Source organism: Streptomyces sp. NPDC002004 (genome assembly GCF_053593975.1).
This window is the reverse complement of record NZ_JBSFDP010000002.1, coordinates 437,592-456,401: the sequence shown is the minus strand read 5'-3', so window position 1 is coordinate 456,401 and position 18,810 is coordinate 437,592. Positions and strand designations below refer to the sequence as shown.

Genomic DNA, 18,810 nt, shown 5'->3' with positions numbered 1-18,810 from the left:
CGCCGGCGAGGCCGATGCCGGAGTCCCGCCCCGGCGCCGTCATGTGACGCGCAGCCACGTCACCAGGCCCGCGTGGTCGGACGGCCACAGCCCGGAGGGAGTGCGGTCCGTGACCTTGTCCCCGATGAGGTGCGCGGTGGACGCCGACAGGTGTGCGGGCCGGTAGAAGACGTAGTCGATGCGCTCGAACAGTTTGGACGGCACGTTGCGGAGGTCGGCGTCCTGGGCGGAGGTGTATCCGTCGCCCGGGCCGTGGAGGACCTTCCAGGCGTCGTCGTAGCCACCGCCGGTGAACGTGCCGTACGGGCCGCCCGTGTCGGTGGGCCGGGAGTTGAAGTCCCCGACCGCCGCGACCGGGTACGGCGACTGCGCCAGCGCGGTGTGCAGCTCCTGGCCCTGGGCGTTGCGGATGGCCGGCACCAGGGGCTCCAGATGGGTGGTGGCCACCCGTACCCGCTGCGGCTTGTCGGCGACGCCGACGTCCACCGCGGACCAGCCGCGCGGGATGACGAAGGTGGCCCCGAAGGGTGTGGTGATGGTGAGCTTCGCGGCATAGAGGTGCGCCTGCGGGTTCGTCACCCGGAGCCCGTCCTGGACGAGGACCACGTCACGGTCGGTGAAGCCGGCCTGATCGGTGGCGCTGATCGGCACGGTGCCGCTGAAGGTGGTGTCGACCGCGGCGGCCCGGTAGTGCAGGCCGTCCCTGTCGAGCTCGCGGAGCAGGATCTGCAGGAAGTCGTAGGTGGTGCGCAGGGAGCCGCCCAGCGGGCCCTTCTTCCACAGGGCCACCTCCTGCAGGCCGACGACCTCGGGGCGGTCCCGCTTGAGCAGACGCGAGATGGCCCGGGCGCGGGACGGGAAGTCGGTGGCCACCATCTGGTCGTAGGCCGCCTTGGCGCGGGCGGTGAGCTCCTGCGGGGTCTGCGCCAGGGCCACCGGCACGAGGTCGGCGCCCTGGTAGATGTTGTACGTGGCGACCTTGAGCTGCCGGGTGCCCGCCTGGGCCGGTGTCACCAGGCCCAGTGCCGTGGCGACCAATCCTGCGACGACGAGCAGCGCCGTCGTCGTGCGTCTGCGTGTCATTCACTTCTCCTCGTGCCGCCCCGCGCCCGCCTCGTGACGCGGATACCAGCACGACACCCCGCGGCGGGAGCGGGCGCAACACAAGATCAGCCGTCTTCGCGACGGGGACCGCCGTGGGGGTTACCCGGGCCCTGCCCCGGCCCCGTGCCGCCGAACGGCCCTTCGTCTTGCCGTGGTCCCCGCCCCGGTGAAGGATCGCACTCGCGGTGACACGGAGCGTGGGCGCGACGTCACGGACTGCTGCTCGTGCGGCCGCTCTTCTGCCCGGCTGCGCACATCGAAACAGGAGTGGTCATGGAGCACAGCCTCCTGAGCCGTAGAGGCTTCCTGCGGGGTGCGGCCTGTGCCGCGGGCGGGGCCGTGGCAGGGCTCGCGGTGACCTCCTCGGCGGGGTGTGCGGCGGGTTCCGGGGACGGCGGGCACGCGCGTGCGGTCACGAAGGGCGAGGCCGGTGCCGCCGCCCACCCCGAGGCCGGCACCGGGCACGCCGACACCCCCGAGGCGGCCTACCCGACGATGGACTACTCGTCCGCGCTCTGGCTCCCGGCGGACCCGACGAACTACACCCCGTCCAGCCGCCCCGAGGCGTATCCGGTCGACTTCGTGGTCATCCACCTGACGACGGCGACCTTCCCCGGCACCATCGCCACCTTCCAGGATCCGGGCGAGGTGATCTCCGCCCACTATGTGGTCCGGGCGTACGACGGGCGCATCGCCCAGTGCGTGCGCGAGCGGGACATCGCCCTGCACGCGGGCAACTGGGACTACAACACGCGCAGTATCGGCATCGAGCACGAGGGCTGGATGGAGCAGCGCACGTACAGCGAGCCGATGTACCGGGCATCGGCCACGCTCACCGCCTCGCTCTGCAGGAAGTACGGCATCCCGGTGGACCGGGACCACATCATCGGGCATGTCGAAGTCCCCGAGGCCACGCACGAGGACCCCGGGACCACCTGGGACTGGGGCAGGTACATGAAGCTCGTCGAGGCCGCCTGAGCGACGGTCAGCCCCCGCCCCCCGTCGTCTCGACGGCACCGTTCAGCAGGACGTCGACCAGTTCCTCCGCCGACGGCTGGGCGCCCGAGCCGTCGGCCGGGTCCTGGAGGCGGGTGAAGAGCATGCCGAGGAAGACCGCGGCGAGCCGGTCCGGCTCCAGGCGGAGCCGGTCGCGGTCGGGCGCGATCAGTTCGGCCAGGGCCTCCCGGACGAGGCGCAGGGACTCCTCGCGGCTGCCCGGGGGTTCCTCGCCGGTGCCCGGCGCCGGGCGTTCCCGCGGGAAGTCCATACGGGGGCGGGTGGCGGCGAGGGAGCCGAGCACCGCGCCCATCCGGGCGATGTGCGCGTGCATCGCCTCGGCGGCGTCGGTGAGCCGGGCCGAGAGCGACTGGTCCGGCGGGATGCAGGCGAGCTCGCGCAGTACGTGTTCCGGGCTCACGGCCTCGGCGACGCAGGCTGCCAGCAGCTCGTCCTTGTCGGCGAAGGCCCGGAAGACGGTGGCCTCGCCGATGCCTGCGGCCCGTGCGATCCGGCTCGTGGTCACCGCGGCGCCGTACTCGGCGAGCAGCGGCAGCGTCGCGGCGACGATCATCTCGCGGCGCTGCCCGGGGCTCATGCCCGGGGCGCGACGGCGGGCCTGCGGTGGTGACGGCGCCGGTCCGGGGTTCCCGTGCACGGTCCCTGTCATGGAACCAGTTTACGGAGTGAGCACTCACTCCGGCCATCGCTCAGGGCGGTGCGGAACTTCCCTGTCCGCGGGCGGAGGCTCGCCCATAAGGTCACCCCATGACCGCCGAAGTCACCGCGATGATCACCGCCGTAGCGGGTGTGCTCGGCACGCTGCTCGCGCCGCTCGTCGCCCAGCGCCTGACCGCGCGGCAGCGCCTGGAGGAGACAGAACTCGCCGAGCGCAGACGCGGGTTCGAGGAGCGCAGGGCCGCGTACACCGCCATGAACCGCTCCTCGCGGTCCTTCCACACCCTCCTCAAGGACGCCCTGCACCGGATACGCGACGGCGTCTACACCGACGACGACCGCGCCGAGCTCGAACACGCCCGCCGGGAGTACCGGGACCGCTACGCCGAGGCCCAGATGATCGTGCCGGAGCACATCCTCGACGCGTCGCGCGAGGTCAACCAGGTGCTGGCCGGAGCGGACGCCGTGGTGAAGCGGATCGACCGCGGGCTGGCCCGGGACGGCGAGACGGCCGAGCGGGCGCTGCTGCACCTCCAGGAGGCGGAGCCGCGGCTGACCGCGATGCGGCGGCGGATGCGGGACGACCTGGGCGTCGTCGACCGGGCACCTGGCCCGGGCACCGGCTGAGCACCGGCTACCCGGCGCTGCGCGCCGCCGTCGTCGCGTCCCTGCCCCAGCTCGCCAGCAGCCGAAGGGCCTCGGCCGACGCCGAACCCGGCTCCGCGTGGTAGGTGACGACGTGCTGCTCCTCGTCGTGCGGCAGCGCGAACGTCTCGAAGAACAGCGAGAGTTCGCCCACGAGCGGGTGGTGGAACCGCTTCGTGCCGTGGCTCTTCTCCTTGACGTCGTGCGTGGCCCACAGGCGCCGGAACTCCGGGCTCTTCACGGACAGCTCACCGACCAGGGCCGACAGCTTCGGGTCGTCCGGGTGGCAGCCCGCGTCCATCCGCAGATAGGCGACGATGTCGGACGCCTTGCTGTCCCAGTCGATGAACAGATCGCGCGTCGACGCGTCGAGGAACACCAGACGCGCCCAGTTCCGCTCCTGCGCCGGGAGTGCGCCCCAGTCGCCGAAGACCGCGGCCGCGAGCCGGTTCCAGCCGAGGATGTCCGAGCGGCGCCCCACCACATAGGCCGGCACCCCGTCCAGGGCGTCCAGCAGGTGCTCCAGGGAGACCCGCAGCTGCTGGGGGCGCGCCGAGCGCTTCTTCTTGTGCTGCTTCGGCTTGGCGAGATGCGTGAGGTGGGCGTGCTCCGCGTCGGTCAGCCGCAGGGCCCGCGCGATGGCGTCCAGCACCTCGGCCGAGACATTGCGGCCGTTGCCCTGCTCGAGCCGTGTGTAGTACGCGACGGACACCCCGGCGAGCTGGGCCAGCTCCTCGCGGCGCAGCCCGGGCACCCGGCGGCGCCGCCCGTACTCCGGCAGTCCGACGTCCTCCGGCTTGAGCCGCGCCCTGCGGGTGCGCAGGAACTCGCTCAGTTCGGCTCGCCGGTCCAGCGGCGCCTCGTCCCGCGGCCCGGGGCCGCGGCCCACGACGTCGCCCACGCGGTCATCCATGCGCCCATCCATGCGGCCCAGTATTCCTGGCGGCGGCTGGTCGTACGCCGGTGAGCCTGTCCCTGCCAGTAGTAGGACCACGGGACGTACGCAAAGCGGTGACCTGGGTGATCCCGGTCCGGCGCGGCACGCTGGAACGGTGCCCGGCCACAGACCGGGCGGGGCACGCACCACCACTTCCGAGGAGAACCCGGGCATGACCACCGTTCCCGCATACGCAGCTCCCGCCGCGAAGGCTCCGCTGGAGCGCACCACGATCGAACGCCGCCCGGTGGGCGAGTTCGACATCATGATCGACATCAAGTTCGCCGGTATCTGCCACTCGGACATCCACCAGGCCCGCGACGGCTGGGGCGAGGGCATCTTCCCGATGGTGCCGGGCCACGAGATCGCCGGTGTCGTCACCGAGGTCGGCCCCGGCGTCACCCGGTACGCCGTCGGCGACCGCGTCGGCGTCGGCTGCTTCGTCGACTCCTGCCGTGAGTGCGAGTACTGCAAGCAGGGGCTCGAGCAGTACTGCCTCAAGGGCGCCACGATGACGTACAACGGCCTCGACAAGAACGGCGACCCGACCTACGGCGGCTACTCCACCCACGTCGTGGTGGACGAGAACTACGCCGTCCGTATCCCCGACAGCCTCCCGCTCGACCAGGCCGCGCCGCTGCTGTGCGCCGGCATCACCCTCTACTCGCCGCTGCGCCACTGGAACGCCGGTCCCGGCAAGAAGGTCGCCATCGTCGGCCTCGGCGGCCTGGGCCACATGGGCGTCAAGATCGCGCATGCGATGGGTGCCGAGGTGACCGTCCTGTCGCAGACGCTGCGCAAGCAGGAGGACGGCCTGAAGCTGGGCGCGGACCACTACTACGCCACCAGCGACCCGAAGACCTTCGAGGAACTGGCCGGCACCTTCGACCTGATCGTCTCCACGGTCTCCGCCCCGCTCGACTTCGGCGCCTACCTGTCGCTGCTGAAGACGGACGGCGCCCTGGTGAACGTGGGCGCCCCGGAGGAGCCCGTCTCGCTCAGCCTCTTCTCGCTGATCGGCGGCCGCAAGACCCTCGCCGGTTCGATGATCGGCGGCATCCCCGAGACGCAGGAGATGCTCGACTTCTGCGCGTCGCACGGCTTCGGCGCCGAGATCGAGGTGATCAGCGCCGACCGGATCAACGAGGCGTACGAGCGGGTGCTCGCGAGCGATGTGCGGTACCGGTTCGTGATCGACACCGCGACGATCTGAGCCGTGCGTGGGGCCGGCGGCGCCCGGCGGCAGGCCCTCCGGCGGCCGAAAACATGACCTGGCAGGTCATCGACGCTTCGGCAGGTGCCCAGCAGGATGAGGTCATCCGCTCCGGTACGAAGGCCGGCGGCGGAACCAGACGGGGAGGACCCATGACCGCGTACGCCATCGGCAACCTGCGCCCCACCGGGATGCACGACGAGATCATCGAGTACATCGATCGGGTCCAGTCGACCCTGGACCCCTTCGGCGGCCGGTTCCTCGTGCACAACGCCGAGACCGTCGAGGTCCCGGAGGGGCCCTGGCCGGGCGCGGTCGTGGTCATCGAGTTCCCGGACATGGACAGTGCCCGCGGCTGGTACGCGTCGCCCGCCTACCAGGAGATCCTGCCGATGCGCACCAAGCACATCGACGGCGAGGTGATGCTGGTCGAGGGGGTCGGCCCGGACTACGACCCATCGGCGACGGCGGCGCGGCTCAGGGCGGCGTCGTCCTGAGCCGCGGCCCGGGGTCCGGGGCGCCCCGCTCCGGGTCCTAGGTCTTTGGGCCCACGGCGGACGGTTCCGGGGCCCGTGGTCGGAGGAGTGACGCCGGGCCTACCGTCGAAGACGGAGGCGACACCCTTGGAGGAGGTCCGCACGATGTCCGTCGAGCTGAACCACACGATCGTCGCGGCGCGCGACAAGAAGGCGTCGGCCCGGTTCCTCGCCGACCTGCTGGGGCTGGAGACCGGCCCGCCGTACGGCCCGTTCCTCCCGGTGGAGACGGGCAACGGCGTCACCTTGGACTACGCCGACACCGACGAGGCCGAGATCCGCCCCCAGCACTACGCGTTCCTGGTCTCCGAGGCCGACTTCGACGCGATATTCGCGCGTATCGAAGCGGCGGGCCTCACGTACTGGGCAGACCCGTTCCACCGCCGCCCGGGCGAGATCAACCGCAACGACGGCGGTCGCGGCGTGTACTTCGACGACCCGAACGGCCATCGGATGGAGATCCTGACCAGGCCGTACGGCAGCGGTGGAACGCCGACGGCGTGAGGACTGCGGCCCACCGGGCCGGCACACGAACGGCCCGCCGGAACAGGAGTTCCGGCGGGCCGTCGTCACGTCAGGTGCCGATGCCGTACGCGCGCCCTACTTGCCGTAGTACGCGTTGTAGACCGACACCGTCGACTTGTTCCCCTTCCTGTCCGCGATCTTCGCGTGGAAGGAGATCCCCTTGCCCTTGGCCGGGTTCTTGACGGTGACCTTGCCGTTCCTGACGTCGAGCTTCTTCCAGGTCTGGCCGTAGTCGTAGGAGACGTAGACGGCCAGGGAGCCCAGGTTGCGGCCGGCGGCGGCGCCCTGGACGGTCACCGGGACGGTGACGCTCTTGTCCGCGGTGGCGCGGCTGTCGAGGCCGAGCTGGGCGCCGAAGCGGACCGTGGAGGCCGGGACCTGCGCGGCGTCCGTGGTCTTCTTCGAGTGGAAGGTGAAGCTGGTGTCGATACGGGTCGACGCCGGGGCCACCTTCACGCTCCGGATGACCGACGAGGTGAGCTTGTACTCCGCGTCGCCGGACGCGACCTTGAACGGCTTCTCGCCCACGAGCGGGTCGTCGTTCTCGCCGACCTTGGTGCCGTTGCGGTACAGGGTCGTTTTGACCGAGCTGTACAGCGAGGAACCGACGTGCGTCTGGCCGTCGGCGAAGAGCGGCAGCAGACCGTAGATGTTGTTGCCCTCGCGGTACACGCCGTAGACCGAGCCGAGGCGGGGCCCGAAGACGCCGACGTTGAACGTCTTCCGGTAGGTCTGGCCGCCCTTGAAGGTCTGCGGGTTGCCGAGCGTGTAGCCGGCTTCCGCGATCGGGAAGCCGTCGGAGTCGACGCCGCCGTCCTGCTCGAAGTCCAGACCCCACTGCACGCCACCGGACGTGGACAGGTACAGGTTCCGGGTGCTCGGCAGCGGCTGCGGGAAGCTGATCCCGGTGCCGCCGGACGCCCCGGGCAGCCAGCCCGTCGCGGTGACCGAGCCCGTCTTGTTGCGGGCCGGGGCCCCGAGGCCGACCTTCACGGCCGCCAGTTCACTCGCCTTGTAGTGCCTGGTGTAGCCGGTCGCGAGCTGCTTGACCGTGCCGCCCGTCGTGGTGTCGTACTGGGCCGCGCCACCGGCGGTCCAGTGCCCGTCCCACTGCTGGCGCACGGAGCCGTCGGTGATCCGCGGACCGAGGCCCGCGGTGCGGAAGTTGTCGTACGAGTCCAGCCACCAGCCGAACCCGTACTGGTCGCCGGCGGAGTTCACATCGAACTCGGCCGCCGCGAAGGCCGACTTCGCCGAGGTGTCCGGAACGGTGATGTCCACCGGCTTGGTGGTGCGGGCGTCCAGGGTGACCGTCGTCCTCCCGGTGACGCTCAGCTTCGGCTGGGCGATCCAGTCGGCACCCTTGGCCGGGTCCTGCGGATCGACGGCGATGTCGCCGTTGAGGACGTACACACCCTTGGGGACACGGACCTTGACCGTGCCCGACGCGTCGTAGGGGGCGAACTCCTGGTCCTTGCCGAGCCCGGAGATGCCCGTCAGGCCGGTGCTGTACTCCTTGGCCGGCTGCCCGTCGCGCCCGATGTGCTTCAGCGTCACGTCGTACGACTCGATCTCACGCGTGACCGCCGCGCCGGTCCGCACGCTCTGGCCGCCGCCGCTCGCGACGACGTAGGCGGAGTACGCGCCGTCGTTCGTACCGCCGAGCCTGGTGTTCACGGTCAGCGGGACCGAGGCCTTGCCGCCCGCGGGGACGGTGACCTTGGTCCTGCCGAGGGTGAAGAAGCCGGCCGGGGCCGGGCGGCCCTTCGGGTCGGTGGCCGTCGACGTCAGCGTGAGGGTGACGTCCCTCTTGCCGAGGTTGCGGTAGGTGACCTGCTTGGTCACCGGCTTGTCGTCGGTGTGCGGCCACTGCTGCGTACCGAAGGAGAGCGAGACCGGGTCGGCGATCACCGACTGCTTGATGGCCTTGTCGACCGCGATACGGCCCGACCCCTGCTGGAACGGCGTGTACGCGCCCGGCTTGGCGGATCCGGTCAGCGCGCCCTTCAGCTCGGCGTACTTCCAGTCCGGGTGCTCCTGCTTGAGGATGGCCGCGGCACCCGCGACGTGCGGGGTCGCCATCGACGTACCGGAGATGGTCAGGTAGCCGGGCGGGTTCTCGCCGACCTCCCGGTCGATGACACTGCCCGGGGCCGCGGCGGCGGTGATGTCCACGCCGGGCGCGGTGACGTCGGGCTTGATGGCGCCGTCGCCGACGCGCGGGCCGGTGCCGGAGAAGTCGGCCAGCTTGTCGTGGTGGTCGACCGCGCCGACGGTGAGCGCGGCGTCCGCGCTGCCGGGCGAGTCGATCGCGTGCGGGCCGTCGTTGCCCGCGGCGATCGCGAAGAGGATGCCCTTCTCGGCGGAGAGCTTGTTGACCTCCGCCTCCAGCGGGTCCACCTCGGGCGCGTCCGGGCCGCCCAGCGAGAGGTTGACGACATCGGCGCCCTGCGCGGCCGCCCACTCCATGCCCGCGATGATGCCGGAGTCGTCGCCGTAGCCGTCGTCGCTGAGGACCTTGCCGTTGAGGAGCTTGGCGCCGGGCGCCACGCCCTTGTACTTGCCGCCCGACTTGGCGCCCGTGCCGGCCGCGATCGACGCGACGTGGGTGCCGTGGCCGTAGCGGTCCTTGGCGTCCGCGGACGTCGAGAAGTTCTTCTCGGCGACGACCTGGTTCTTCAGATCCGGGTGGGTCGCGTCGACGCCCGTGTCCAGCACGGCGATCTTGACGCCCTTGCCGTCGTAGCCGGCGGCCCATGCGACGGGCGCGCCGATCTGCGGGACGCTCCGGTCCAGGCTGGCCTTGCGGATGCCGTCGAGCCAGACGTGGGCCACGCCGGACGCCGTGGTGCGCGCCCCGCCCTGCGGTGCGCGGGTGACGGCGTGCCACAGGTCGGCGGCGTCCTGCTTCGGGGTGGTGACCGCGTCCGCGTTCAGCGACTTCAGGGTCCTGCGGACCCGGGTGTCGCCGGCGTCGCGCACGTCCGCCCGTGCGGCAGTGGCGCCGCCCTGGTAGCCGACGATGACCTGGAGGCCCTTCCGCTGGGCCGTGCGGTTCGCGGACCGGTTCAGCTCGGTGATGTCGAACAGCCTGCGGTCGACCTTGCCGGAGGCGATCAGCCGCTGGGCGTCCAGCGGAACCACCAGGGTGTGGCCGCCGGTACGGCGTACCTGTACGGGTATGTGCTCACGGCCCTTGGCCCGCTCGAAGCCGATGACCCGGCCCTTGGCGTCGACGACGACGCGGTCGCCGGTGATCAGGGTGATGCGATGCTTCGACGTCAGGTCGGCGGCCGCTGCGGACTGCCGCGGCGTCCGCTGTCCCTGCGCGGACGCCGGGCTGGTCATGCCCGCCGCCAGCGCCACGGAGGCCGCCACGGCCACCGTCGAGGCGCACGCCTTCTTCACTTGTCTGCGCAAGTCTCCCCCTGGAGATGAAAAAGCCGACGAACGGAGTTCATCCGGCCGGGGGACAGTCCGTACGCATGCACGCATCCCCCCGGAGGAGGCAGTATGCCGGGGGGAAGACCTGTGCTCAATAGTGGGACGAGAGTGAAGAGTTGGCCGAAAATGCCGCTCTACTGGCTGATCGCTCCGTTCTCCGTCACCGAGATGCGCCCCTTGCTGATCGTGGCGAGACGCGGGGCGCGCCGGGCGATCGCGCTGTCGTGCGTGACCATCACGAAGGTCAGCCCGTGCTCCTTCCAGAGCCCTTCGAGCAGCTCCATGATCTCGTCGCGCATGGACTCGTCGAGGTTGCCCGTGGGTTCGTCGGCGAGCAGCACCTTGGGCCGCTTGACGAGGGCGCGGGCGATCGCGACACGCTGCTGCTGGCCGCCGGACATCTCGGAGGGCAGATGGCCGAGCCGTTCGCCCAGGCCCACCGAGTCCAGCGCTTCGGCGGCCCGCCGGCGCCGGTCGGCGGCGTTCAGCCCGAGCGGTACGAGCGCGGTCTCTACGTTCTCCTGGGCGCTCAGGGTCGGGATCAGGTTGAAGCTCTGGAAGACGAATCCGATGGACTCCGCGCGGACCTTGGTGAGCCGCGCCTCGGGCAGCCGCGCCAGGTCGACGCCGTCGAGTTCGACACTGCCGGAGGAGGGCCGGTCCAGGCCGCCGAGCATCTGCAGCAGCGTCGACTTGCCGCCGCCGGTGGGGCCCTGGATGACGAGACGGTCGCCGTCCTCGATGGTCAGGTCGACATCGGCGAGCGCATGGATGGTGCCCTTACCGCGGTGGTACGACTTGGTGACGCCTCTGAGCTGGTACATGGTGCAACTCCTGCGATACGAGTAGGGGTTCGGCCGCCCCGGTGCGGGGGTCCGGCGGCCCCGGGTCCTGTGGTGCGGCTACTCGACCCGGCGCAGCGCGTCGGCGGGCCGCAGCCGGGAGGCGCGCCACCCGCCGAAGGCGCCCGCGACGAGTCCGCCGGCCACGGCGAGGCCGACGGCCAGCACGAGCGTGGTGGTGCCGATGGGCGCGGTCAGTGCGATGTCGACGCTCTTGCCGGCCGCCCGGGGCAGGGCGCCGCCCGGGCCGCCGAAACCGCCGCCCGGTCCGGCCCCCGCGCCGCCCCCGAGGTCCGCGGTGAGCGTGGGGCTGACCACGGTGACGGCGTACGCGCCCGCGAGGCCCAGTGCAATGCCGAGCGCACCGCCTACGAGTCCGTTGACGACGGCTTCGCCGACGACCTGGCGGGTGACCCGGCCGCTCCTCCAGCCGAGCGCCTTCAGGGTGCCGAACTCCCGTACCCGGCGGGACACGGCGGACGAGGTGAGCAGCCCGGCGACCAGGAACGCCGCCGCGAGCACGACGACCGACAACCATGTGCCGACCGTGGTGGCGAGGTCGGACGCGGTGGACAGGGAGCCCGACACGGTCTTCGCGAGGTCGGCGGAGGTGGTGACGGTGGTGCCGGAGACGTTCTTCTCGATGGCGCTCTTGACGGACCCGATCTGCTGCGAGTCGGTCGCCTTGACGTACACCGTGGTGATGTCGTCCTTGCTGTCCGACAGCGTCTGGGCCTGCTTCAGCGGGATGTAAACGTTGGCGGCGGCCTGTCCGCTGTCGGCGGTGGCGATTCCGACGACCTCGAACTTGGTGCCCTTGATGGTGACGTCGTCACCGAGGGCCAGGGACTCCTTCTTGGCGTAGGCGCTGTCGACGACGGCGGCCTTCGCGTCGGTCTCGGAGGCCTTGAAGGTGCGGCCCTTGGTGATGCGCGAGGAGGTGAGCGGGCCGAGGGCCGGCTCGGTGACGTCGGTGCCGTAGAGGCTGAAGCTGTTGACGGCGAAGTCGGCGCCGCCGCCGGTCACCCTGCCGCCGCCGTAGCCGCCGCGCCGGTCGGTGGGCCCGTTCTGCCGGAACTCGCCCCGCTTGAAGTCGCCGCTCACCTTGAGGTCGGTCAGGCTGAGGCCGCCGACCGCGTCCGCGACGCCGTGCTGCCGCCCGACCGTGCCGACGGTGGTGGCCTTCAGGGTCTGGAAGCCCTGGACCATCAGCCGGTCGCTGCTCTGCTGCTTGCCGCCGTCGTCCTCGGCGTCGAACCTGAACCGGGGCCGGGCCGGCTGTTCGCCTTCCTTCGGCTGCTGCTGCGCCTTGGTGACGGTCATGTCGGTGCCGAGTCCGTACAGGGACTGCAGAACCTTGCCCTGTGCGTCCTTCATCCCGGAGGAAACGGAGCTGACGACGATGACCAGCGCGATGCCGAGCGCGAGCCCGGAGGCGACGACGAGCGCCGACTTTCTGCGGCGGCGCAGTTCGCGCCTCAGGTAGGTGAAGAACATGGCCGGAAAGCTAGGCACGCAGCGTGATGGCGGGATAAGGCCCGTGTGAGAGCGTCATGAGAAGCGCTCTCCCCCACGCCCTCGGCTCCCCCTGCACGCTCTCGGCCTCTCACCCGAGCGCTCGGCTCCTCCTCCGGGCTCTCGGCTCCTCCTCCGGGCTCTCGCCTCCGGCCCCCGTGAGCAGGGGCCCCGCACGCCCGAAGGCCCGCACCCCGGGCGGGGTGCGGGCCTTCTACGGGCTCGGGGAGGGGTCAGACCGCGGAGCCGGCCTTCCACTGGTCCCAGCTCAGGTTCCAGCCGTTGAGGCCGTTGTCCGGCGCGACCTGCTTGTCGCCCGTGTGGGACACGACGACGACGTCACCGACGATCGAGTTGTCGTAGAACCAGGCACCCGGGGTCTTCGGGTCCTTCGCGCCCTTGGCGTCCTGGAGGCCGACGCAGCCGTGGCTGGTGTTGACGTTGCCGAACACCGACGGCGCGCCCCAGTAGTTGCCGTGGATGAACGTGCCGGAGTTCGACAGGCGCATCGCGTGCGGCACGTCCTTGATGTCGTACTCGCCCTTGCCGTCGTCGTCCGTGAAGCCGACGGTGGCGCCGTTCATCCGGGTCTCCTTGAACTTCTCGGAGATCACCATCTGACCCTGGTAGGTCTTGTTCTGCGGGGAGCCCGCGGAGATCGGGATGGTCTTGACGACCTTGCCGTCCTGCGTGACCTTCATGGTCTTGGTGGCGGCGTCGACGTACGAGACCTGGTTGCGGCCGACCTTGAAGGTCACCGTCTTCTGCTGCACGCCGTAGATCCCGCCGGCGCCCTGGACGCCGTCGAGGTTCAGCTTGAGCGTGACGGTGGAGCCCGCCTGCCAGTACTTCTCCGGGCGGAAGTCCAGACGGTTGGCGTTGAACCAGTGGCCGACGACCTCCTGACCGCTGCTGGAGGTGACGGTGATGCCCCGCTGCACGGCCGCCTTGTCGGCGATGGCCTTGTCGAAGTTGATCGACACGGGCATGCCGACACCGACGGTGGAGCCCTGCTCCGGGGTGAAGTTGCCGATGAAGCTGTTGGCCTGCGAGACGGTGCTGAACGACGCGTTCTCGTGGGCCGCGCGGCCCTCGGAGTCCTTCGCCTCGGCCGAGATCTTGTAGGTCGTGGCACGGGCGAGCTGCGCCGACGGCTTCCAGCTCTTGTGGTCAGGGGCTATCTGCCCGGCGACGGCGGTGCCGTCGGCCGTGCGCATCGTGACATCGGTGAGGGTGCCGTCACTGACGGTGACCCGCCCGCCGTTGTTGATGCTGACGTTGTTCGCGCCGTCCTTGGGCGTGATTCTGATCTGGGCAGCGGAGGCCTTCTGCGCGGCGGCCTTGTCGACCTGGGCCTGCGACTTCTTGCCGCCGTCGGCGGCGCTGGCCTTCTCTGCACTCCCGCCGCTGCAGGCGGTGAGCGCCAGCGCACCACCGAGCAGTGCGGAGGCCGTCATCAGCCTGCGCCGCTTACTGTCCGTCATCACACGCTTCTCCATAGTTGGCTGTAGTTCCCTTGACCCCGAGAGCCCGTAAGCCTTTACAACGTTCCGTCCGATCTGCCCCGTTCCACAACCTTTTAGAGTGTGGGGTACACCACGTCGGCACCTGCGGGCATGACGGATGCATTCGTTGTAGCAGTGTCCCCTGGGACGACAGAACCCCGGTCGGCGGTTGCCTTCCGGGGTCCGCGACGTGCACCCCTAGCGGTCGTCGCCGTCCTCGACGGCGTCGACATCATCCTCGTCGAAGTCCCAGTCCGGCGAATCGGGGTCGTAGTCGATCTGCTCGCTGCTCCAGGAGGCCTGCGCGAGATCCACTCCTGGCACGTCACCGACGAGGTCGAACGGATCAACAAGATAGGCGAGTGCCTCCGCGGCGTCCACGTTGACGGCGTCGACCGCGTGCGTGCGCTCGTCGTCGGCCATGGACTCGTCGTGCTCGATACGGTCCAGTGCGGCCCCGGTGAGCGCGGCGACGTCCTCAACCTCGAGCACCAATTCCACCCTCAGGCGGACAAACCGTGACTTCTCAATATCGCTCATACGACGGAGGGTACGGCCCGGCGGGCCTGTGACTTTCCCGCGACCCGCGGCTTTCACTAGCATCGGACCACACGGCCAATTCGCCAGCACCACAAGGGGGATCGAGACTCCGTGTCCGCCGCACGCCGCTCGCTGCTGACCGCCACCGCCGCGGGGACCCTGCTGGCCGCCCTGTGGTTCGTTCCTTCGGCCGACGCGACACCGGACCTGGCGTCGGCGGCTGCCCGGCAGGTCCCGACGGCCGGGCCGGCCGACGCCGCACCCGCCGTCACCGGAACGGACTCCGCGGCGACCGCGGACGGCACCGGTTCCTCCGACGGCACGGGCCTCGCCGACACCGGCAGCATCGACACGACCCCGTACCTGGTGGGCGGGACGCTGTTCCTCGGCCTCGGCGCGGGTTTCGTGGCCTATGCGGCACGACGGGAGCGTACGGCGGCGTACTGACACCGCCGTACGGACATCGCCGGCATGCCCCCCGCAGACGGCTCCGGGGGCGCCGGTGAACAACCCCCCGGAGCCGGACCGGGCGACAGGACCTAGGCCAGCGGACCGGTGACCGTCTCGACGGCCGTGACCAGGTGGCCACCGCGCACGAACGCGTCGGCGGCGGCCAGGTCCGGGGCGAGGAAACGATCCGGCCCGGGACCCTGGACACCCGCCGCGCGGACCGCGTCGATCGCCGCACGGGAGGCGGGGGCCGGAGTGAGGCCTTCCCGCAGCTCGACGGCGCGCGTGGCGGCGTACAGCTCGATCGCGACGATCCGCGTGAGGTTGTCGACGGCGGTGCGCAGCTTGCGCGCGGCCGACCAGCCCATCGAGACGTGGTCCTCCTGCATCGCGGAGGACGGGATGGAGTCGGCCGATGCGGGGACCGCCAGCCGCTTCATCTCGCTGACCAGGGCGGCCTGCGTGTACTGCGCGATCATCAGACCCGAGTCCACGCCGGCGTCGTCGGCGAGGAACGGCGGCAGGCCGTGCGAGCGGTTCTTGTCGAGCAGCCGGTCCGTGCGGCGCTCGGCGATCGAGCCGAGGTCGGCGGCGGCGATGGCGAGGAAGTCGAGGACGTACGCCACGGGGGCACCGTGGAAGTTGCCGTTGGACGCGACGCGGCCGTCGGGCAGGACGACCGGGTTGTCGACCGCGGAGGCGAGCTCCCGCTCGGCGACCAGGCGGGCGTGCGCCAGGGTGTCGCGGCCGGCGCCGGCCACCTGCGGGGCGCAGCGCACCGAGTAGGCGTCCTGGACGCGCGGGGCGTCGTCCTGGTGGTGGCCCGTGAGGCCGGAGCCCTTCAGCACGGCCAGCATGTTGGCCGCGGACGCACCCTGGCCGGGGTGCGGGCGGATGGCGTGCAGCTCGGGCGCGAGGACCTTGTCGGTGCCGAGCAGCGCCTCCAGCGACAGGGCGGCCGTGATGTCCGCCGAGGTGTAGAGGGTGCGGAGGTCGTCCAGGGCCATGACCAGCATGCCGAGCATGCCGTCGGTGCCGTTGAGGAGGGCGAGCCCCTCCTTCTCCTTCAGCTCCACCGGCCGGATGCCGTGCGCCGCGAGGAGCTCGCCGGCCGGGGCGACGGTCCCGTCCGGGCCCTCGGCGTCACCCTCGCCCATCAGGGCCAGCGCACAGTGGCTGAGGGGGGCGAGGTCCCCGGAGCAGCCCAGGGAGCCGTACTCGTGGACGACGGGCGTGATCCCGGCGTTCAGGACGTCCGCCATGGTCTGAGCGACCTCCGGGCGGACGCCGGTGTGCCCGGAGCAGACGGTCTTGAGGCGCAGGAACATGAGCGCGCGGACGACCTCGCGCTCGACGCGGGGGCCCATGCCGGCCGCGTGCGAGCGGACGATGTTGCGCTGGAGCTGGGCCCGCAGGTCCTGGCTGATGTGCCGGGTCGCGAGCGCGCCGAATCCGGTCGAGACGCCGTACACGGGGTCCGGCTTGGCCGCCAGGGCTTCGACGATCCCGCGGGCCGCGGCGAGTGCGGCCAGCGCCTCGTCCGACAGCTCAACGCGCGCCCCGCCCCGGGCCACGGCGACGACATCCGCCGCGGTGACGCCCGCGGTCCCCACCACCACAGTGTGCATATCCATATTCAGGAGCGTACGCACTGAATCCCAACCTGTCACGAGTGGTGCGCAGCACAGCCCCTTACGCAGGCCGGTTCCGGACGCCCGGGCACGGGGGCGGCGGGTGCTCCCTCGGCCCCGCCCCACCCGCTCCCGCCCCTCCCCGCCCCCTACTCCTCGCCCCCTACTCCTCGCGGCCGCGGAAGCGGCGGCGCTCGCCGCCCTCCAGGGGCGGCGGGGCGTCGGCAAGGCGCACCACGGGGTCGTCCGGGCCCTCGCGCCCGGCGATCACCGGCTTTGCCGCGCGCGCGGCCTTCGCCCGGTACTGCGCCGCGTCCGCGAGCCGGAACAGCCGGCGTGCCGACCGCACGGGCCCGATGGGATCACCCGTCGACGCGACCCCGCAGGCGACTCCTTCGCCGAGCTGCAACTCGGCGGCACGGCGGCAGAGTTCGTCGGCCACCCGCACCACCTCGTCGGCCGCCGGCCCCACCGCGACCAGGCAGAACTCGTCGCCGCCGAGCCGCGCGGCCAGCGCGCCCGGGAGCATCGCCCCGCACAGCGACAGCACGGATCCGAAGCGTTCGAGCAGCCGGTCCCCGACAGCGTGCCCCTGGGTGTCGTTGACCTTCTTCAGGCCGTTCACATCACAGACGACGAGGCTCACCACGGCGCCCTGCGCCCGGTGCCGCTCGACCGCCTCGTCGAGCCGCACATCGACCGCGCGCCGGTTCGCCAGCCCCGTCAGCGCGTCCGTGAAGGCGAGCCGCTGGGCCTCCTCCAGCCGCTCGGTCTGGGCGAGTCCGGCGGCGACGACCGAGGCGAGGACGGTGGCGAAGTCGGCGTCGTCCCGCCCGAACACCGGCGCCCCGGCCGGCCGGGCCACGTAGAGCTCGCCCCAGGCCCGCCCGTGGAGCACGATCGGCGCGACCACGCAGCAGCCCCGTCCGCGCCGTCGCAGGGCGGCCGCCCTCCCCCGGCTCGCGCCGGGAGGTGCGCCGAGCCCGCGGTCGGGGGCAGCCGCGGCCGGCTCCTCCGCGGAGCCGTCCGCCGTCTCGACCCAGGCGTTGGGCTCACCGCCGCCCGCCCAGCGCTCGTGCAGGAACTCGGTGATCTCCGGGAACTGGTGCACGGGGTACGCCTCGTCCTCGGGGAACTCCACCTCGTCCGGCGCCCGTTCGCCCGCGTTGACGAGCACACGCAGCCGTCCCAGCTCACGCTCCCACACGGACAGCGCCGCGAAGCTCCCGGACAACGCCCGGCACGCGCCCTCCGCGGCGGCCCGCCACGACTCACGGGGACTGTGCGCCGCCGCCATCCCCTGCGCCAGCGCCACCACGGCCCGCAGCCGCACATCCTCACCCATCACTCCAGGCTAGGGAGTTTTGACCGGGTTTGGGACATTCTTGCTGCGAACAGCGGTCCGTGTTATTCGCCCGGCCACTCGGGCTTGCGCTTCTCGTTGAAGGCGGCGACGCCCTCCGCGCGGTCGCCGGAGAAGGCCACCGTGCGCCAGGCCGCGTCCTCGACCTCCAGGCCGGTGCGCAGATCGAGGCCGTGGCCGAGGCGCAGGGCACGCTTGGCGGCCCGCAGGCCGACGGGCGAGTTGGCGGCGATACGGGCGGCGAGCGCGAGGGCCTCGTCGCGGTCCCCGCCCTCCTCGACGAGCTGGTCCACCAGGCCCAACTCCCGCGCCTCGCCGGCCTCCACCCGCCGCGCCGAGAAGATCAGCTCGGCCGCGCGGGCCGCCCCGACCCGCCGCGGCAGCAGCTGCGTACCGCCGCCGCCGGGAATGACGCCGACGGACACCTCGGGCAGGCCCACGACCGCCGTACGGTCGGCCACGATCAGGTCGCAGGCGAGCGCCAGCTCGAAGCCGCCGCCGAGCGCGAAGCCGTGCACCGCCGCGATCGTGGGCATCGGCAGCTCCAGGACGCCGGTGTAGGCGGCGCGGGCCGTGGGGCGCTGGCGCACCAGGTCCGCGTCCGAGAGTGAGTTGCGCTCCTTGAGGTCGGCGCCGACGCAGAAGGCGCGGTCGTGCGTGGACGTGACGACGACGACGCGGACGGTGCCGTCGGCGGCCAGGGCGTCCGTGGCGGCGGCGAGGGACCGGGCCATGGCCGTGGACACGGCGTTCATGGCCTTCGGTCGGTCCAGGGCGAGCTCGGCGACGTGGTCGTGCCGCCGCACCTCCACGTAGTCGCCGTAGCGCTGCACGTCCTGTACGTCGCCCATGGGGCCGCCTCCTTGTTAACGAGCGTTACCCGGGG

General features: G+C 71.6%; 17 protein-coding genes. 6 read left to right on the top strand and 11 right to left on the bottom strand.

Translation table 11 applies throughout. The annotated features are described in order from the left end of the window. Nucleotides 1-39: 39 nt before the first annotated feature. The gene (locus ACWCP6_RS05055; protein WP_450930923.1) at nucleotides 40-1,083 is read right to left on the bottom strand and encodes an endonuclease/exonuclease/phosphatase family protein; all 1,044 of its coding nucleotides are present in this window, start codon (nucleotides 1,081-1,083) and stop codon (nucleotides 40-42) included. 294 nt (nucleotides 1,084-1,377) lie between these two features. Between ACWCP6_RS05055 and ACWCP6_RS05050 the strand changes: the two genes are divergently transcribed. Continuing rightward, entirely contained in the window at nucleotides 1,378-2,082 is a 705-nt protein-coding gene (locus tag ACWCP6_RS05050) for an N-acetylmuramoyl-L-alanine amidase (protein ID WP_450930922.1), read from the top strand. A 7-nt stretch (nucleotides 2,083-2,089) separates the two neighbouring features. On the opposite strand, the gene ACWCP6_RS05045 is transcribed toward ACWCP6_RS05050, so the two are convergent. Next, nucleotides 2,090-2,770 (bottom strand): TetR/AcrR family transcriptional regulator, encoded by a 681-nt coding sequence (locus ACWCP6_RS05045; protein ID WP_450930921.1) that lies wholly within the window; start codon nucleotides 2,768-2,770, stop codon nucleotides 2,090-2,092. A 98-nt stretch (nucleotides 2,771-2,868) separates the two neighbouring features. On the opposite strand from ACWCP6_RS05045, the gene ACWCP6_RS05040 reads away from it, so the two are divergent. Next, on the top strand, nucleotides 2,869-3,405 hold the full coding sequence (locus ACWCP6_RS05040; protein WP_450930920.1) for a hypothetical protein: 537 nt from the start codon (nucleotides 2,869-2,871) through the stop codon (nucleotides 3,403-3,405). Between the two features lie 7 nt (nucleotides 3,406-3,412). Here ACWCP6_RS05040 and ACWCP6_RS05035 read toward each other — a convergent pair whose 3' ends face one another. Beyond that, nucleotides 3,413-4,336 carry a helix-turn-helix domain-containing protein gene (locus ACWCP6_RS05035; RefSeq protein ID WP_450930919.1) on the bottom strand — a complete coding sequence of 308 codons (924 nt, stop codon included), beginning with the start codon at nucleotides 4,334-4,336 and terminating at the stop codon, nucleotides 3,413-3,415. Between the two features lie 196 nt (nucleotides 4,337-4,532). On the opposite strand from ACWCP6_RS05035, the gene ACWCP6_RS05030 reads away from it, so the two are divergent. The 3 genes from ACWCP6_RS05030 (at nucleotide 4,533) to ACWCP6_RS05020 (ending at nucleotide 6,613) form a co-directional block, all read left to right on the top strand. Beyond that, nucleotides 4,533-5,573 carry an NAD(P)-dependent alcohol dehydrogenase gene (locus tag ACWCP6_RS05030; RefSeq protein WP_450930918.1) on the top strand — a complete coding sequence of 347 codons (1,041 nt, stop codon included), beginning with the start codon at nucleotides 4,533-4,535 and terminating at the stop codon, nucleotides 5,571-5,573. Nucleotides 5,574-5,725: 152 nt separating this feature from the next. Next, nucleotides 5,726-6,070 (top strand): DUF1330 domain-containing protein, encoded by a 345-nt coding sequence (locus ACWCP6_RS05025; RefSeq protein ID WP_450930917.1) that lies wholly within the window; start codon nucleotides 5,726-5,728, stop codon nucleotides 6,068-6,070. A gap of 144 nt (nucleotides 6,071-6,214) precedes the next feature. Beyond that, entirely contained in the window at nucleotides 6,215-6,613 is a 399-nt protein-coding gene (locus tag ACWCP6_RS05020; RefSeq protein ID WP_450930916.1) for a VOC family protein, read from the top strand. A 96-nt stretch (nucleotides 6,614-6,709) separates the two neighbouring features. Here ACWCP6_RS05020 and ACWCP6_RS05015 read toward each other — a convergent pair whose 3' ends face one another. The 5 genes from ACWCP6_RS05015 to ACWCP6_RS04995 form a co-directional block, all read right to left on the bottom strand. Beyond that, nucleotides 6,710-10,042 carry a S8 family peptidase gene (locus ACWCP6_RS05015; RefSeq protein WP_450931113.1) on the bottom strand — a complete coding sequence of 1,111 codons (3,333 nt, stop codon included), beginning with the start codon at nucleotides 10,040-10,042 and terminating at the stop codon, nucleotides 6,710-6,712. Nucleotides 10,043-10,212: 170 nt separating this feature from the next. Further along, complete coding sequence (locus ACWCP6_RS05010) at nucleotides 10,213-10,902, bottom strand: ABC transporter ATP-binding protein (RefSeq protein ID WP_450930915.1); 690 nt, start codon at nucleotides 10,900-10,902, stop codon at nucleotides 10,213-10,215. 78 nt (nucleotides 10,903-10,980) lie between these two features. Continuing rightward, nucleotides 10,981-12,417 carry an ABC transporter permease gene (locus tag ACWCP6_RS05005; RefSeq protein WP_450930914.1) on the bottom strand — a complete coding sequence of 479 codons (1,437 nt, stop codon included), beginning with the start codon at nucleotides 12,415-12,417 and terminating at the stop codon, nucleotides 10,981-10,983. A 251-nt stretch (nucleotides 12,418-12,668) separates the two neighbouring features. Beyond that, nucleotides 12,669-13,919: a L,D-transpeptidase gene (locus ACWCP6_RS05000; protein ID WP_450930913.1), complete on the bottom strand. Its 1,251-nt coding sequence runs from the start codon at nucleotides 13,917-13,919 to the stop codon at nucleotides 12,669-12,671. A gap of 219 nt (nucleotides 13,920-14,138) precedes the next feature. After that, entirely contained in the window at nucleotides 14,139-14,480 is a 342-nt protein-coding gene (locus ACWCP6_RS04995; protein WP_450930912.1) for a hypothetical protein, read from the bottom strand. A 111-nt stretch (nucleotides 14,481-14,591) separates the two neighbouring features. Here ACWCP6_RS04995 and ACWCP6_RS04990 point away from each other — a divergent pair, with 111 nt between their 5' ends. Further along, complete coding sequence (locus ACWCP6_RS04990; RefSeq protein ID WP_450930911.1) at nucleotides 14,592-14,927, top strand: hypothetical protein; 336 nt, start codon at nucleotides 14,592-14,594, stop codon at nucleotides 14,925-14,927. A 92-nt stretch (nucleotides 14,928-15,019) separates the two neighbouring features. On the opposite strand, the gene hutH is transcribed toward ACWCP6_RS04990, so the two are convergent. The 3 genes from hutH to ACWCP6_RS04975 form a co-directional block, all read right to left on the bottom strand. Continuing rightward, nucleotides 15,020-16,558, bottom strand: coding sequence for a histidine ammonia-lyase (hutH, locus tag ACWCP6_RS04985; protein ID WP_450931112.1), 1,539 nt, complete (start codon nucleotides 16,556-16,558; stop codon nucleotides 15,020-15,022). Nucleotides 16,559-16,724: 166 nt separating this feature from the next. Next, the gene (locus tag ACWCP6_RS04980; RefSeq protein ID WP_450930910.1) at nucleotides 16,725-17,906 is read right to left on the bottom strand and encodes a diguanylate cyclase domain-containing protein; all 1,182 of its coding nucleotides are present in this window, start codon (nucleotides 17,904-17,906) and stop codon (nucleotides 16,725-16,727) included. Nucleotides 17,907-17,968: 62 nt separating this feature from the next. After that, complete coding sequence (locus tag ACWCP6_RS04975; RefSeq protein WP_450930909.1) at nucleotides 17,969-18,775, bottom strand: enoyl-CoA hydratase/isomerase family protein; 807 nt, start codon at nucleotides 18,773-18,775, stop codon at nucleotides 17,969-17,971. Nucleotides 18,776-18,810 lie beyond the last annotated feature (35 nt).

Excerpts from the sequence above, each read along its gene's own strand:
- ACWCP6_RS05055 (WP_450930923.1), bottom strand. The coding sequence starts at position 1,083 with ATGACACGCAGACGCACGACGACGGCGCTGCTCGTCGTCGCAGGATTG.
- ACWCP6_RS05050 (WP_450930922.1), top strand. The coding sequence starts at position 1,378 with ATGGAGCACAGCCTCCTGAGCCGTAGAGGCTTCCTGCGGGGTGCGGCC.
- ACWCP6_RS05045 (WP_450930921.1), bottom strand. The coding sequence starts at position 2,770 with ATGACAGGGACCGTGCACGGGAACCCCGGACCGGCGCCGTCACCACCG.
- ACWCP6_RS05040 (WP_450930920.1), top strand. The coding sequence starts at position 2,869 with ATGACCGCCGAAGTCACCGCGATGATCACCGCCGTAGCGGGTGTGCTC.
- ACWCP6_RS05035 (WP_450930919.1), bottom strand. The coding sequence starts at position 4,336 with ATGGATGACCGCGTGGGCGACGTCGTGGGCCGCGGCCCCGGGCCGCGG.
- ACWCP6_RS05030 (WP_450930918.1), top strand. The coding sequence starts at position 4,533 with ATGACCACCGTTCCCGCATACGCAGCTCCCGCCGCGAAGGCTCCGCTG.
- ACWCP6_RS05025 (WP_450930917.1), top strand. The coding sequence starts at position 5,726 with ATGACCGCGTACGCCATCGGCAACCTGCGCCCCACCGGGATGCACGAC.
- ACWCP6_RS05020 (WP_450930916.1), top strand. The coding sequence starts at position 6,215 with ATGTCCGTCGAGCTGAACCACACGATCGTCGCGGCGCGCGACAAGAAG.
- ACWCP6_RS05010 (WP_450930915.1), bottom strand. The coding sequence starts at position 10,902 with ATGTACCAGCTCAGAGGCGTCACCAAGTCGTACCACCGCGGTAAGGGC.
- ACWCP6_RS05005 (WP_450930914.1), bottom strand. The coding sequence starts at position 12,417 with ATGTTCTTCACCTACCTGAGGCGCGAACTGCGCCGCCGCAGAAAGTCG.
- ACWCP6_RS05000 (WP_450930913.1), bottom strand. The coding sequence starts at position 13,919 with ATGACGGACAGTAAGCGGCGCAGGCTGATGACGGCCTCCGCACTGCTC.
- ACWCP6_RS04995 (WP_450930912.1), bottom strand. The coding sequence starts at position 14,480 with ATGAGCGATATTGAGAAGTCACGGTTTGTCCGCCTGAGGGTGGAATTG.
- hutH (WP_450931112.1), bottom strand. The coding sequence starts at position 16,558 with ATGCACACTGTGGTGGTGGGGACCGCGGGCGTCACCGCGGCGGATGTC.
- ACWCP6_RS04980 (WP_450930910.1), bottom strand. The coding sequence starts at position 17,906 with ATGGGTGAGGATGTGCGGCTGCGGGCCGTGGTGGCGCTGGCGCAGGGG.
- ACWCP6_RS04975 (WP_450930909.1), bottom strand. The coding sequence starts at position 18,775 with ATGGGCGACGTACAGGACGTGCAGCGCTACGGCGACTACGTGGAGGTG.